Origin of the sequence: Streptomyces sp. NPDC051020 (genome assembly GCF_040683105.1) — a bacterium.
GTDB lineage: Bacteria > Actinomycetota > Actinomycetes > Streptomycetales > Streptomycetaceae > Streptomyces.
This window is the reverse complement of sequence record NZ_JBFBCG010000004.1, coordinates 59,185-72,921: the sequence shown is the minus strand read 5'-3', so window position 1 is coordinate 72,921 and position 13,737 is coordinate 59,185. Positions and strand designations below refer to the sequence as shown.

9 protein-coding genes and 1 pseudogene are annotated in these 13,737 nt (G+C 70.6%); 6 read left to right on the top strand and 4 right to left on the bottom strand.

Going from position 1 to position 13,737, the window contains the following annotated elements; all coding sequences use genetic code 11:
* The first annotated feature begins 57 nt into the window (after positions 1 to 57).
* The 5 genes and pseudogenes from AB0N06_RS03645 to AB0N06_RS03625 all read left to right on the top strand — a co-directional run.
* Positions 58 to 909 (top strand): M24 family metallopeptidase, encoded by an 852-nt coding sequence (locus AB0N06_RS03645; protein ID WP_366133121.1) that lies wholly within the window; start codon positions 58 to 60, stop codon positions 907 to 909.
* On the top strand, positions 906 to 2,687 hold the full coding sequence (locus AB0N06_RS03640; protein WP_366133120.1) for an SDR family oxidoreductase: 1,782 nt from the start codon (positions 906 to 908) through the stop codon (positions 2,685 to 2,687). Before AB0N06_RS03645 ends, AB0N06_RS03640 begins: the two co-directional genes overlap by 4 nt.
* Entirely contained in the window at positions 2,684 to 3,658 is a 975-nt protein-coding gene (locus AB0N06_RS03635) for a MerR family transcriptional regulator (RefSeq protein WP_366133119.1), read from the top strand. The genes AB0N06_RS03640 and AB0N06_RS03635 overlap by 4 nt, the downstream gene beginning before the upstream one ends.
* Before the next feature lie 147 nt (positions 3,659 to 3,805).
* Positions 3,806 to 4,348, top strand: a complete 543-nt coding sequence (locus AB0N06_RS03630; RefSeq protein ID WP_366133118.1) for an RNA 2'-phosphotransferase — start codon at positions 3,806 to 3,808, stop codon at positions 4,346 to 4,348.
* Between the two features lie 250 nt (positions 4,349 to 4,598).
* Positions 4,599 to 4,706, top strand: a pseudogene (locus tag AB0N06_RS03625) (LLM class flavin-dependent oxidoreductase); the annotation flags it as partial.
* 327 nt (positions 4,707 to 5,033) lie between these two features.
* On the opposite strand, the gene AB0N06_RS03620 reads toward AB0N06_RS03625, so the two are convergent.
* Positions 5,034 to 5,936 (bottom strand): LLM class flavin-dependent oxidoreductase, encoded by a 903-nt coding sequence (locus tag AB0N06_RS03620; RefSeq protein WP_366133117.1) that lies wholly within the window; start codon positions 5,934 to 5,936, stop codon positions 5,034 to 5,036.
* A 260-nt stretch (positions 5,937 to 6,196) separates the two neighbouring features.
* On the opposite strand from AB0N06_RS03620, the gene AB0N06_RS03615 reads away from it, so the two are divergent.
* On the top strand, positions 6,197 to 7,063 hold the full coding sequence (locus AB0N06_RS03615) for a Cof-type HAD-IIB family hydrolase (RefSeq protein WP_366133116.1): 867 nt from the start codon (positions 6,197 to 6,199) through the stop codon (positions 7,061 to 7,063).
* A 31-nt stretch (positions 7,064 to 7,094) separates the two neighbouring features.
* Here AB0N06_RS03615 and AB0N06_RS03610 read toward each other — a convergent pair whose 3' ends face one another.
* From AB0N06_RS03610 to cydB, 3 genes are all read right to left on the bottom strand, one after another.
* Positions 7,095 to 8,801, bottom strand: a complete 1,707-nt coding sequence (locus AB0N06_RS03610) for a GAF domain-containing protein (protein ID WP_366133115.1) — start codon at positions 8,799 to 8,801, stop codon at positions 7,095 to 7,097.
* A 289-nt stretch (positions 8,802 to 9,090) separates the two neighbouring features.
* Positions 9,091 to 12,603, bottom strand: a complete 3,513-nt coding sequence (gene cydD / locus AB0N06_RS03605) for a thiol reductant ABC exporter subunit CydD (protein ID WP_366133114.1) — start codon at positions 12,601 to 12,603, stop codon at positions 9,091 to 9,093.
* 116 nt (positions 12,604 to 12,719) lie between these two features.
* On the bottom strand, positions 12,720 to 13,721 hold the full coding sequence (cydB, locus tag AB0N06_RS03600; protein ID WP_366133113.1) for a cytochrome d ubiquinol oxidase subunit II: 1,002 nt from the start codon (positions 13,719 to 13,721) through the stop codon (positions 12,720 to 12,722).
* Positions 13,722 to 13,737 lie beyond the last annotated feature (16 nt).

The window sequence follows — 13,737 nt, the reverse complement described above, 5'->3', positions numbered from 1 at the left end:
ATTCATCAGTGTCACGTTACGAGCACGTACCGCACACGGCATGGGACGGACGGCGGCATGACCTCACCGGTGAAGGACGGACTGCCCCAGGAGCTCCAGGGGTTCAGAGAGGTGCAACGCCTCGCGTACGCCTGCGCGGAGGCGGTCGCCGCACGGCTCGAACCGGGGGTGACAGAGCGCGAGGCGGCCCGGATGCAGCGGGAGTGGCTGCGCGAACGAGGGGTCCGTGACTGGTTCCATCTCCCGTTCGCCTGGTTCGGGGACCGCACGGCGTTCGCCGGTTTCAAGGTGCCGCTGCAGTTCTTCCCGACCAACCGGAAGCTGGAGCCCGGGATGCCGTTCATCCTCGACATGGCTCCGGTGTACAAGGGGTTCACGGCGGACATCGGATATTCCGGCTGTCTCGGGCTCAACCCGTTGCACGACAAGCTCCTTGCCGATCTTGAGGTCCACCGCGCGCTGATCCTGGACGAGGTGCGCGAGCGACGTTCGCTGCGCGAGATCTATGAGGACGTCGAGCGCCTGATGATCAAGCAGGGGTACGCCAACAGGCACCGCGCCTATCCCTTCGGAGTCATCGCCCACAAGGTCGACCGCGTGGCTGAGCGCCGATGGTCACCGCGGGTGTTCGGGTTCGGTACGCAGTCGCTCAAGGGCCTCGTCAGCGATGCGGTGCACGGCCACCGGGACGGCTGGTCTCCGCTGTGGAGTCCGTACCGCTTCTCCGACCACCCGCCGCAGCCGGGGCTGTGGGCGGTCGAACCCCATCTCGGATTCCGGGGTACGGGCGCGAAGTTCGAGGAGATCCTGGTCGTCACCGATTCCAAGGACCCCGAGCAGAGCGCCTTCTGGCTGGACGACGATCTGCCGCATGTGCGGCGCTGGGCCGAGGAGAGGGTGGTGGCGTGAGGCTGCAGGATGTGCCGGGGTTCCGCGAACGCCGAGTGCGTACGGGCGGAATCGAGCTGTGCGTCGCCGAGCTGGGCGACGAGACGCGTCCGACGGTCGTGCTGGTGCACGGCTATCCGGACAGCAAGGAAGTCTGGACGCGGGTCGCGGCGCAGTTGGCCGAGCAGTGGCACGTCGTCCTGTACGACGTGCGCGGCCACGGCCGGTCGACGGCTCCGGAGCCGCTGCGCGGCGGGTTCACCCTGGAGAAGCTCACCGACGACTTCCTGGCCGTCGTCGATGCGGTGAGTCCGGACCGGCCGGTGCACCTGGTCGGGCACGACTGGGGTTCGGTCCAGTCGTGGGAGTTCGCGACGGTCAGACGCACCGAGGGCCGGATCGCCTCCTTCACATCGATGTCGGGTCCCTCCCTGGACCACTTCGGTCACTGGATCAAGCAGCGGATGACGCGGCCCACCCCGCGCCGGGTCGGTCAGCTGCTCGGCCAGGGGGCCAAGTCCTGGTACGTGTACATGCTGCACACGCCGGTGCTGCCGGAGCTCGCCTGGCGCGGCCCGCTCGGCAAGCAGTGGCCGCGGATACTCCAGCGGATGGAGAAGATACCCGGGGGCGACTACCCGACGCCGTCCCTGCCGAACGACGCCGCGCACGGCGCCTGGCTCTACCGGGACAACGTCCGCGCCCGGCTGCACAGACCGCGCGCCGACGCGTACGCGCACGTGCCGGTCCAGCTGATCACGCCGACGGGTGACATCTTCCTTTCGGAGAAGCTGTACGACCAACTGGACCGGTGGGTACCGTACTTGGTACGGCGCTCCCTGCCGGCCAAGCACTGGGTGCCGCGTACCCGCCCGGACCAGCTTGCCTCCTGGATCAGCGAGTTCGTCGCCGCCAACGAGTCGGCGCTGGAAGACGGACGGCCGGTCCCGGACACCGCACCGACCGGGGCGTACGCCGACCGGTTCGGCGGTCAGCTGGTCCTGGTGACGGGCGCAGCGGGCGGGATCGGGCGGGCCACCGCGTTCGCGTTCGCGGAGGCGGGTGCCCGGGTGGTGGCCGTGGACCGTGACGCGGAAGGGGCGGCCAGAACGGCGGAGATGGCCCGGCTGATCGGCTCGCCCGCTGCCTGGGGCGAGGCGGTGGACGTCAGCGACGAGCAGGCGATGGAGAAGCTCGCCGAGAAGGTCGCCGCCGAGTACGGTATCGTCGACGTCCTGGTCAACAACGCCGGGATCGGTCTGTCCGGCTCCTTCCTGGAGACCACGAGCGAGGACTGGAAGAACGTCCTGGACGTCAATCTGTGGGGCGTCATCCACGGTTGCCGGATCTTCGGCGGGCAGATGGCCGAGCGCGGCCAGGGCGGCCATATCGTCAACACCGCCTCCGCCGCCGCCTATCAGCCGTCCCGGGCGCTGCCCGCGTACAGCACCTCCAAGGCGGCCGTGCTGATGCTCAGCGAGTGCCTGCGGGCCGAACTGGCCGAGCGGTCGATCGGGGTCAGCGCCATCTGCCCCGGCATCGTCAACACCAACATCACGGCGACCACGCACTTCGCCGGGGCCGACGCCGACGAGGAGACGCGTCTGCGGAAGCGGACCAGCCGGCTGTACGGGCTCCGCAACTACCCACCGGAGAAGGTCGCGGACGCGATCCTCGAGGCCGTGGCGCGCAACCGGGCCGTGGTGCCGGTGACACCGGAGGCACGGGCGTCCCGCTTCCTGTCCCGGCTCAGTCCCGGCGCGCTGCGCGGGCTCGCCCGGCTGAAGCCGCCGCTGTGAGCGGGGCCGGGCCGTCCGCGGCAACGAAGCGTTCCGCTGCCGAGTACCGGATCGAGGACCTGGCGCATGCGAGCGGTGCCACGGTCCGCACGATCCGGGCCTATCAGGACCGGGGTCTGCTGCCGACGCCGGAGCGGCGCGGCCGGGCCAATGTGTACCGGGACACGCATCTCGCCCGGCTCCGGCAGATCGCCGACCTGCTGGACCGCGGTTACACGCTGGCCAGCATCAAGGAACTACTGGAGGCGTGGGACGCGGGACGCGGGCTGGGCGGAGTGCTCGGGCTCGTCGCCGAGGTGCACGGCCCGTGGACGGACGAGCAGGCCGACCGGATCACCCGGGACGAGCTGTATGCGAAGTTCGGCGGCGCGCAGGACGATCAGGCGGTAGCCGAGGCGGTCGAGCTCGGCGTGCTGGAGCGCATCCCGGGCCGGGACGACGAGTTCCTGGTCCCGAGCCCACAAGAACTCTCGGTAGCAGTCGAGTTGCATGCCGCAGGCGTACCTCTCATCGCAATCTCCGGCCATCTGCGGGAACTTCGCGGTCATGTCGAGCACATCGCCACCCGTTTCCTGGAGTTCACCACCGAGCATGTTTTCGCGCGCTACCTCGGCCATCGCCCACCGACGGACGCGGATGCGGCCGAAGCCGCCTCGCTGGTCCGTCGACTCCGCCCGCTCGCCCAGCAGACAGTGGACGCGGAACTGGCCCGGGCCATGCGGACGTTCGCCACACGTCATCTGCAGCACCATCTCGGTGCTGACGCATCGCTCATCCCGGGATCCTCGACGAGCCAGCCGCGTTCCGTGCCACTGCCGCCGGAAACAATGCGGGCCGTACAGCGCCTGGTTGGTCCGCAGAACGTCGCCGCCTTTGTCGCCGCCTCCGCTGAACGTGAGGTAGCTGCAAGAACATTGGACGCACTTGCCGCATCACGCAATGAATCAAGGCGAATTGATCAAAACGGTTGATTGCGACCCCACTTGTCCACAGGATCGCCAATTCACCTGTGGATAAACACAGTTGGCTGTGGATCAAACCTGTGGACGAAAATCGTTGGTGCGAATCGTGAGCACATTCCGATGCGCCGACGAGATCGCCACAGGCACTCTGGCCGGATGGATGAAAGACGTACCGTCAAGGTGTCCAAGTACCTCGCAAAGCATCTGCGGCACCAGCCCGAGCGGATCGGGATCCGTCTCGACCCGAACGGCTGGGTGACGATCGATGAGCTCCTCCGGGCGGCGGCCAGGCACGGCTTCCCCATCACCCGTGCCGAGCTCGACCATGTCGTGGCCGCCAATGACAAACAGCGCTACGCGATCGAAGGCGACCGCATTCGGGCGAGCCAGGGCCACACCGTCCCGGTGGACCTCGGTCTGTCTCCGTCCCAGCCGCCCGCGTACCTCTACCACGGCACTGTGGGCCGCGCCCTCGACGCGATCCGCACCGAGGGGCTCCGCCCCATGAACCGGCTCCACGTCCACCTCTCGGCCGACCGTGAGACGGCTACCCGCGTCGGCGCCCGACGCGGCAGGCCCGTGATCCTCTCGGTGGACGCGGGCGCAATGCACCGCGCCGGCCACCTCTTCTACGTCAGCGCGAACGGGGTCTGGCTGACCGACTCCGTACCGCCGGAGTTCCTCCGCTTTCCCGGCTGAACCCGGCCTGCCCGCCCCCGGCCGTCGTCTGCCCGTCCCTCCCGCCCTCCCGGCGGCGCCCGGATCCGCGTCGGCTCCCCATCCGGCGTGAATGCCCTCATGGGCCGTCCGCACTGCATCGGCGCCGAAATCGACGTCCCCGCGATCCGCGAGATGGCCCACGCATTCGATCCTGAGGTGCGGGCCACCGATGACATCGGCGCCGACCAGGTCTCCCGCCGAACCTCCCCAGGCACCCTCGTCATCACCGATTCGGTGGCGGACCTTCCGCGACGGGCCGTGGTTCGGCGCGGTGCCGACCTTGATCGCCGCGGCGGCCGCCACCGAGCGGCTGCGCCTGGGCACCCTCGTCACCTCAGGCAAGCCTCTTTCACCTGTCGCGGCCTGACCTGCGACTTCCGACTCTTCGTCGGTGCGCCGTTCCCGCGCGCCGCCTCGGCGCCACCAACAGAGTGGAGGCCGCGCTCCTCGCGCACGAAAAGGGCTGGATGAACTGAGGCAGGAGCACGAACGCGACCTCCGGCCAACGCGGCAGACTGGCCATCGAAGGCGCCGGTCTGCCGCATCGGGGCCGTTGGCTCACCGGCTCAACGTGGCGAAGCCAGTGAGGCAGTGGCAGCGCCAACGAGCCCAGGCGGCGCGCTCCCGTGGCCATCCATCGCGCCGGCTGAGCAGTGATCGACATTCAGCCCAGTTGGGCGAGGGCCTCGGTAGCGATGTCCTCGAAGACGGTCTGGTCGGCGGCGAAGTCGGAGTCCGCGATCGGCCAGTGGATCACGATCTCGTTGAAGCCGAGCTCGCGGTGGCGCCCGGCGAAGTCGACGAAGGCGTCCACGGACTCCAGCGGCCGGCCCCGGTCCGGGGTGAAGCCGTGCAGCAGGATCTTGTCGAGCTCCGTCACGTCCCGGCCGATCTCCGCGCACGCCTTGCCGAGCTTCTCGACCTGGCCCCGGATCGCCTCGACCGACTGCTCGGACGTGCCCTCCTCGTACAGCTTCGGGTCACCGGTCGTCACCCACGCCTGCCCGTACCGCGCGGCGAGCTTCAGGCCGCGCGGGCCGGTCGCCGCCACCGCGAAGGGGAGCCGCGGCCGCTGGACGCAGCCGGGGATGTTCCGCGCCTCCACCGCCGTGTAGAAGTCGCCCCGCTGCGAGACCGCGCCCTCGGTGAGAAGCCGGTCGAGCAGCGGCACGAACTCGCCGAAGCGGTCCGCCCGCTCCTTCGGCGTCCACGCCTCCTGCCCGAGCGCCGTGGCGTCGAAGCCATTGCCGCCGGCCCCGATGCCGAGGGTGATCCGCCCGCCGGAGACGTCGTCGAGCGAGATCAGCTCCTTGGCGAGGGTCACCGGGTGGCGGAAATTAGGTGACGTAACAAGGGTGCCCAGGCGCAGCCGGTCAGTGGCCGTGGCGGCGGCGGTGAGGGTGGGCAGCGCACCGAACCAGGGGCCATCCCGGAAGCTGCGCCAGGACAGGTGGTCGTAGGTGTACGCGGCGTGGAAGCCGAGTTCCTCGGCGCGCTGCCACGTGACGCGGCCTCCCTCGTGCCAGCGGTCGACGGGCAGGATCACGGTGCTCAGGCGCAGGCTCATGCCACCGAGCCTACGTCGGACTCAGACGTGTCTCCCCGTAACTCCGGAGCGTCACAGCCTCATGCTTCGATCAGGGCTTCCCAGGCAGCAGCGATCCTGTCTGGGACAAGGTGAGCGGCTCCTCCCCGGCCTGTCTACCACCGGCTGCCCTTCTCATTGCCCCTGACATGCGTCAGGCGTGTTCTCCTGGCCAGGGGCGCGCATCCTCACATGCGCGCCCCTCCGCACACCCGCGCTCCCTTGTACGGGAGAATGGCCGGGTGACCTCAGCTACCGACTCGCCTCTGCCTGCCGCTCCCCGGCTGATCGCCACCGACCTGGACGGCACTCTGCTGCGCGACGACAAAACCGTCTCGGACCGCACGGTCGCGGCGCTGGCCGCGGCCGAGGAGGCCGGGATCGAGGTCTTCTTCGTCACCGGCCGCCCGGCCCGCTGGATGGACGTCGTCAGCGACCATGTCCACGGCCACGGCCTGGCGATCTGTGCGAACGGCGCCGCGATCGCCGACCTGCATGCGGGCGGCAGGCTGATCAAGGTCCGCCCGCTGGAACGCGCCGCCGCCCTCGATGTCGTCCACGCCCTGCGCGCGGCCGCTCCGGGCACCTCGTTCGCTGTCGAGCTGGCGACCGGCATCCACTACGAACCGGCCTACCCGCCGTTCCATCTCGACCCGGGCGCCACCGTCGCCACTGCCGAGAAGCTCCTCCACGAAGAGACGCCGGGCGCCGGAGCCCCTGTACTGAAGCTCCTCGCACACCACGCCGAACTGGCCCCGGACGACTTCCTCGCCGTCGCACACACGGCAGCCGGTGACCGGGCGTCCCTCACCCGGTCCAGCCCGACAGCCCTGCTGGAGATCAGCGGACTCGGCGTCTCCAAGGCCAGCACCCTCGCGCTGTGCTGCGCCGAGCGCGGCATCTCGCCCGCCGAGGTCGTCGCCTTCGGGGACATGCCGAACGACGTGGAGATGCTGAGCTGGGCGGGCACCTCGTACGCGATGGGCAACGCCCACCCGGCCGCGGTGGCCGCCGCCTCCGGGCGGACCGTCACCAACGAGGAGGACGGCGTAGCGATCGTCATCGAGCGGCTCGTGGCCGAGCGCCGGAAGTACCTCAGCCAGAGCTGAAGGATCCCCGGCCCGAACTCCGACGAGGCCCTCAGAGCGGCACCTCCCACACCACGGTCGTACCGCCCCCGTCCTCGCCGAGGCCCGGCCCGAACCAGCTCGACCCGCCCAGCGACTCCGCCCGGCGCGCCAGGTTCCGCAGCCCGCTGCGCCGCCCGCCCTCCGGAATACCCACGCCGTCGTCGGCGACCGACAGCCGCACCGCGTCGCGTCCGTCGGGCAGCGTGACGGTCGCGTCGACGACCACGTCGATCAAGGACGCCTCGGCATGCCGGAAGGCGTTGGAGAGCGCCTCCCGCAGCGCCGCGATCAGGTTCTTGCCGGTCAGCTCGCCGACCAGCGAGTCGACCGGGCCGAGGAAGCGGTGCGAGGGCTTGAAGCCCAGCGGGACGGCCGCCATGTTGATCTCGCGCAGGACGCGGGCCCGCAGCCCGGACGGCGCCTCGGCCGGTTCCTGCTGCAACGCGAAGATCGCGGTGCGGATCTCCTGGATCGTCACGTCCAGTTCGTCCACGGCCCGCCCCACTCCGGTCTGCACCTCGGGTACGACCGACCCGCGCTGGGCGCTCTCCAGCATCATCCCGGTGGCGAACAGCCGCTGGACGACCAGGTCGTGCAGATCGCGGGCGATTCGGTCGCGGTCCTCGTAGACCGCGAGCCGCTCCCGGTCCCGCTGCGCCTCGGCCATGATCAGCGCGAGTGCGGCCTGCGAGGCGAACTGTGTGGCCAGCGTCCGCTCGGTCGCGGTGAACGGCCGGTCGCCCCGGGCGCGCGGGGTGGCGAGCGCGCCGAGCACCCGCCCACCGCTGTGCAGCGGCAGCAGCATGCTCGGGCCGAACTGGTGGGCGAGCCTGGTGATCATGCGGGAGTCGGTGGCCGAGTCGTCCATGAAGACCGCCTCACCGGCCAGCAGCTTCGCTGCCACCGGGTTCTCCGGACCGATGATCATCCCGAGCGAGGCGGACGGGCTGTCGGCGGAGACGGCGACGATCTCCAGACCGCCCTCCTCAGCCGGCAGAAGCACGATCCCGGCAGCGGAGGCGGCGAGATTGCGGGCCTGTTCGGCGACGACGGCAAGCGCGTCGTCCGCGTCCCCGCCGGAGAGCAGCGCAGTGGTCACGGCCACCGATCCGTCGATCCACCGCTCGCGCTGGCGCGCCGCCTCGTAGAGCCGGGCGTTGCCGATGGCGATCCCTGCCTCCGTGGCGAGCACCCGCACCATGTGCAGGTCGTAGTCGTTGAACTCGCCCCCGCCCTCCTTCTCGGCCAGATAGAGGTTGCCGAAGATTTCTCCCTGTACGCGGATGGGGACCCCGAGAAAAGTCCGCATCGGTGGATGGCCGGCGGGGAATCCGACGAACCTCGGATCGGCTGTCAGATCTGCGAGCCGCACCGGTGCCGGGTCGTGAATGAGTGCGCCGAGCAATCCCCTCTGACCGCCGGGCCGGTGTCCGATCTCGGCTTCCACCGCCTCCGACACCCCGTACGTGAGGAAGCCGGAGAGTCCCTTGCCGTTGGTGTCGACGACGCCGATGGCGGCGTAGCGGGCGTGGGCGAGTTCGGCAGCGGTCTCGCAGATCCGGTCGAGGGTGGAATGCAGTTCGAGACCGGTGCCGACGGAGCGCATGGCTTCCAGCAGCTGCGGGACGCGGGCGGTGAGCTCGGTGGACAGACCCTGCAGGCTGCGGGTCGCCTGCGTCGCGGCTTCGAGTGAGTCCTTCGGGTCCGGCTCTGGCATACCCAGAGCCTAGTGAGACCGACCGGCACATGGGGGGTGGGAGAAGGAGCGGGGCTGGGTGCGTGCGACTGCAAGACGGAGGAGGGAGGCAACGCGAAGGGGGCCCCTCCCCTGCCTTTCGGGCCATGGGGGAGTTGCTGACTGACGACAACGCCGCAGATGTGCGCACCCAGCCCCGCGACGCCGCCCCCCATGTGCCGGTCAGTCTTAGCCCCTTTTGGGGAGGAAAGTCGGCCGGTGGTCCGGCACACCGCTCCGGCCCCTGCCCGGCGGGCCTGCCCGGGTGCTTCTACACCCGTCCTGCGGGAGCCGGGATCCGTACGGTCTCCTGTTCGCGCTCCAGCATCCGGCTCAACGGCCCCTCCACCGTCTCGAGGTCGGCGTACGGACCGCGCTGCACGATCCTGCCCGCGTCCATCACGACCACCTCGTCGACCGCTTCGAGCCCCGCCAGCCGATGGGTGATCAGAATCGTTGTGCGGCCCCGGGTGGCGGCGAGCAGATCTGCCGTCAGGGCGTCTGCCGTCGCCAGGTCGAGATGTTCGGCGGGCTCGTCCAGGACGAGTACGGGGAAGTCGGCGAGGAGCGCGCGGGCCAGCGCGAGCCGTTGCCGCTGGCCGCCGGAGAGGCGGGCGCCATGCTCGCCGACGAGCGTGTCGAGCCCGTCGGGCAGCGCCTGCACCCAGTCGAGCAGCCGTGCCTGTGCGAGGGCGCCCCGCAGTTCGTCGTCCGTCGCGCCGGTGCGGGCCAGCCGCAGGTTCTCCCGGATGGAACTGTCGAAGACATGGGCGTCTTGGGCGCACAGCCCGACGAACCGCCGGACCGTGTCGCCGTCCAGTGCGGAGGCTTCCACACCACCGATCCGGTACGTCCCCGACCGCGCGTCCAGGAAGCGGAGCAGGACCTGCGCGAGGGTGGTCTTCCCCGAGCCCGAAGGGCCGACGACGGCGATGCGCCGCCCGGCGGTCAGCGTCAGGTCGACGGAGTCCAGGGCGTCCCGCGACGCTCCTGCGTACCGGGCCGCCAGCCCGCGTACCTCCAGCGGGAAGGGAGAGGCGGGTGGATCGGCCGGGGCGGCGGGTTCGAGTACCGGCACCGGGGCGTCCAGCACCTCGTACACCCGCTCCGCACTCCGCTTGACCCGCTGCCGGTACTGCACGGCGAGCGGCAGGCCGGTCACGGCCTCGAACGCGGCGAGCGGGGTGAGCACCACCACCGCGAGCTCCACTCCCGCCAGCCGCCCGTCGAGAACCGCCGGCACGGAGACGAGCGCGACAGCGACAACCGTCAGACCGCAGATCGCGGCGGAGAGCCCGCCCCCGAGCGCGGTGGCCGTTGCCGCCCGGGCCGCGATCCGGGTCAGGACGCCGTCGGCCTCGCGGGTCCGCGCCGAACGCGCGGGCAGGGCGCCCGCGACGGTCAGTTCGGCGGTCCCGCCGAGCAGATCGGTGATCCGGGTGGCCAGATCGGCTCGCGCGGGTGCCAGTTGACGTTCCGCGCGGCGGGCGCAGGCGCCGGTCACCAGCGGCACCCCGACCCCGGCCAGCAGCAGCCCGACAGCGAGCACGACGCCCGCCTGGGGCAGCATCCAGCCGGTGAACCCGGCGGCCGCCACCCCCACGACCGCCGCGGTCCCGGCGGGCAGCAGCCACCGCAGCCAGTAGTCCTGCAGCGCGTCCACATCGGCGACGAGCCGGGACAGCAGGTCTCCGCGCCGGGTCCGGGCCAGCCCGGCCGGCGCGACGCGTTCCAGCCCGCGGTACACGGCGACGCGCAGCTCGGCGAGCATCTTGAGCACCGCGTCGTGCGAGACGAGACGCTCGGCGTAGCGGAAGACGGCGCGGCCGAGCCCGAAAGCACGGGTCGCGGTCACGGCGACCATCAGATAGAGCACCGGGGGCTGTTCGGAGGCGCGGGAGATCAGCCAGCCGGAGACGGCCATGAGCCCGACGGCCGAGCCCAGGGCGAGGCTGCCCAGCAGGAGCGCAAGCGCCAGCTGTCCGCGGTGTGCCCCTGCGGCCTCCCGGACCCGGGCGAGCACCTGGCCGGACCGTGCCGCGGTCTCCCGCAGCGTCTCGGGTTCCCCCGTGCCTTTGGGTACGTCATCGGAGGCGCGAGCCGGTCCGTCCACCCCGACCGGCTCCGCTGCTGCCGCGTGTTCCGGTGCCACGCCCGGTTCCAGTGCCACCACCCGGTCGGCGACCGCGAGCAGCGCCGGCCGGTGCACGACGAGCAGCACGGTCCGCCCCGCTGCCAGCCTCCGTACCGCGTCGACGATCCCGGCCTCCGTCTCGCCGTCCAGGCTCGCGGTCGGCTCGTCGAGCAGCAGCAGCGGCCGGTCGGCGAGGAACGCCCGCGCAAGCGCGAGCCGTTGCCGCTGGCCGGCGGAGAGTCCCGCGCCGTCCTCGCCGAGCAGTGTCTGCGCACCGTCGGGAAGGTCCGCCACGAAGTCGTACGCCCCCGCGTCCCGCAGTGCCGCCGTGACCGCGCTGTCGTCCGCGTCCGGTCGGGCGAGCCGTACGTTCTCCGCGACCGTGCCCGCGAAGAGATGCGGGCGCTGCGGAACCCAGGCGATCCGCTCCCGCCAGCGCTCGGGCGCAAGTGCCGCCAGATCCACGCCACCGACCCGCACCCGCCCTTCGTCGGGCTCCGCGAACCCCAGGACCACGTGGAGCAGTGTGGACTTCCCGGCACCGCTCGGGCCGACCAGGGCGACGGTCTCGCCCTCCTCGACCACCAGCGAGGCCCCGTCCAGTGACGGAGCGGTACGGCCCTCGTGCCGTACCGTCACCCCCTCCAGATCCAGCCTCAGCGACTGCGGGACGTCCGCCGTACCGCCCGCCCGCACCTCGGTCTCCAGGACCGCAAAGATCTCCTCCGCGGCCGAGAGCCCCTCGGCAGCGGCGTGGTACTGCGCCCCGACCTGCCGGATCGGCAGGTATGCCTCGGGCGCGAGGATCAGCACCACCAGGCCGGTGTAGAGGTCCAGTTCGCCGTGCACGAGCCGCATCCCGATGGTGACGGCGACCAGCGCCACCGACAGGGTGGCGAGAAGTTCCAGGGCGAAGGAGGACAGGAACGCGATCCGCAGAGTCCGCAGAGTGGCCCGGCGGTACTGCGATGTGATGGTGCGGATGGACTCGGCCTGGGCCTTGGCCCGGCCGAAGACCTTCAGTGTCGGCAGTCCGGCGACCACGTCGAGGAAGTGTCCGGAGAGCCGGGAGAGCAGCCGCCACTGGCGGTCCATCCGGGACTGGGTGGCCCAGCCGATCAGGATCATGAAGAGCGGGATGAGCGGCAGCGTGACGACGATGATCGCGGCCGAGACCCAGTCCTCGGTAACGATCCTGGCGAGGACCGCCACGGGCACGACGACCGCGAGCCCGAGCTGCGGCAGGTAGCGCGCGAAGTAGTCGTCCAGCGCGTCGACACCGCGGGTGGCGAGCGCCACCAGAGAGCCGGTGCGCTGCCCGCTCAGCCAGTCCGGTCCGAGCGCCGCGGCGCGGTCGAGCAGCCGGCCGCGGAGCTCGGACTTGACCGCCGCACTGGCCCGGTACGCAGCGAGCTCGGTCAGCCAGGAGACCAGCCCCCTGCCGAGCGCGACCACCGCCAGCAGCATCAGCGGGGTCCGCAGCTCGGTAACGGTCAGCCCGTCCTCGAACCCACCCACCACGACTTCGGCGATGAGCATGGCCTGGGCGATGACCAGCGCCGCCCCGGCCACTCCGAGTGCTACCACGGCCGCCAGGAAGAGGCGGGTGGCACGGGCGTAGTGGAGGAGGCGCGGGTCGATCGGTTTCACGTGAAACATCCCCAATGAGCTCGGGCGGTGGACCAGGCGGGACGTGTCGGACCGTCCCCAGGACGCGCCCGGCGGATCGGGCTCGGCCGCGATCCGCCGGGCGCGTCCTCGGCGCGTCAGTGCGCTTCGGCGATGTGCTGCGTACCGATCCGCTTGCGGAACACCCAGTACGTCCAGCCCTGGTAGATCAGCACCACGGGAGTAGCGATCCCTGCGCACCAGGTCATGATCTTCAGGGTGTACGGGGTGGACGAGGCGTTGGTGACCGTGAGGCTCCAGGTGTCGTTCAGCGAGGACGGCATGACGTTCGGGAAGAGCGCCAGGAAGAGCATCGCGACCGCGGCCGTGATGGTCAGCCCCGAGAGCGCGAACGACCAGCCCTCGCGCCCCGCCGCGACGGCACCGATCGCTCCGACCAGCGCCAGCACGGCGATGATCAACGCGAGCAGGCTCCAGCTGTCGCCGTGGTCGGCCTGGGTCCAGATCAGGAAGCCGAGGGCGAGCACCGCGGTGACCAGCCCTAGCTTGAATGCCAGCCTCCGCGCCCGCTCCCTGATGTCCCCAACAGTCTTGAGCCCCGCGAACACCGCGCCGTGGAAGGTGAAGAGGAAGAGCGTGACCAGCCCGCCGAGGATCGCGTACGGGTTGAGCAGGTCCCAGAAGTTGCCCACGTACTCCATGTCGGCGTTGATCTTCACGCCGTGGACAATGTTTCCGAAGGCCACACCCCAGAGCAGGGCGGGGATCAGCGAGGTCCAGAAGATCGCGTTTTCCCAGTTGGTCTGCCACCGCTCCTCGGGCCGCTTCGCCCGGTACTCGAAGGCGACACCGCGCACGATCAGGCAGAGCAGGATGATCAGCAACGGCAGGTAGAACCCGGAGAACAGCGTCGCGTACCACTCGGGGAAGGCGGCGAACGTCGCGCCGCCCGCGGTGAGCAGCCACACCTCGTTGCCGTCCCAGACGGGCCCGATCGTGTTGATGAGGACCCGCCGTTCCTTGCGGTCACGAGCCAGCAGCTTGGTGAGGACACCGATCCCGAAGTCGAATCCCTCCAGGAAGAAGTAGCCGATCCAGAGGACGGCGATGAGTACGAACCAGACGTCGTGGAGTTCCATCTCTCAGCTCCTCTGC

Coding starts and splice junctions, on each gene's coding strand:
- cydB (WP_366133113.1), bottom strand. CDS start 13,721: ATGGAACTCCACGACGTCTGGTTCGTACTCATCGCCGTCCTCTGGATC.
- AB0N06_RS03610 (WP_366133115.1), bottom strand. CDS start 8,801: ATGCCAGAGCCGGACCCGAAGGACTCACTCGAAGCCGCGACGCAGGCG.
- AB0N06_RS03645 (WP_366133121.1), top strand. CDS start 58: ATGACCTCACCGGTGAAGGACGGACTGCCCCAGGAGCTCCAGGGGTTC.
- AB0N06_RS03630 (WP_366133118.1), top strand. CDS start 3,806: ATGGATGAAAGACGTACCGTCAAGGTGTCCAAGTACCTCGCAAAGCAT.
- AB0N06_RS03620 (WP_366133117.1), bottom strand. CDS start 5,936: ATGAGCCTGCGCCTGAGCACCGTGATCCTGCCCGTCGACCGCTGGCAC.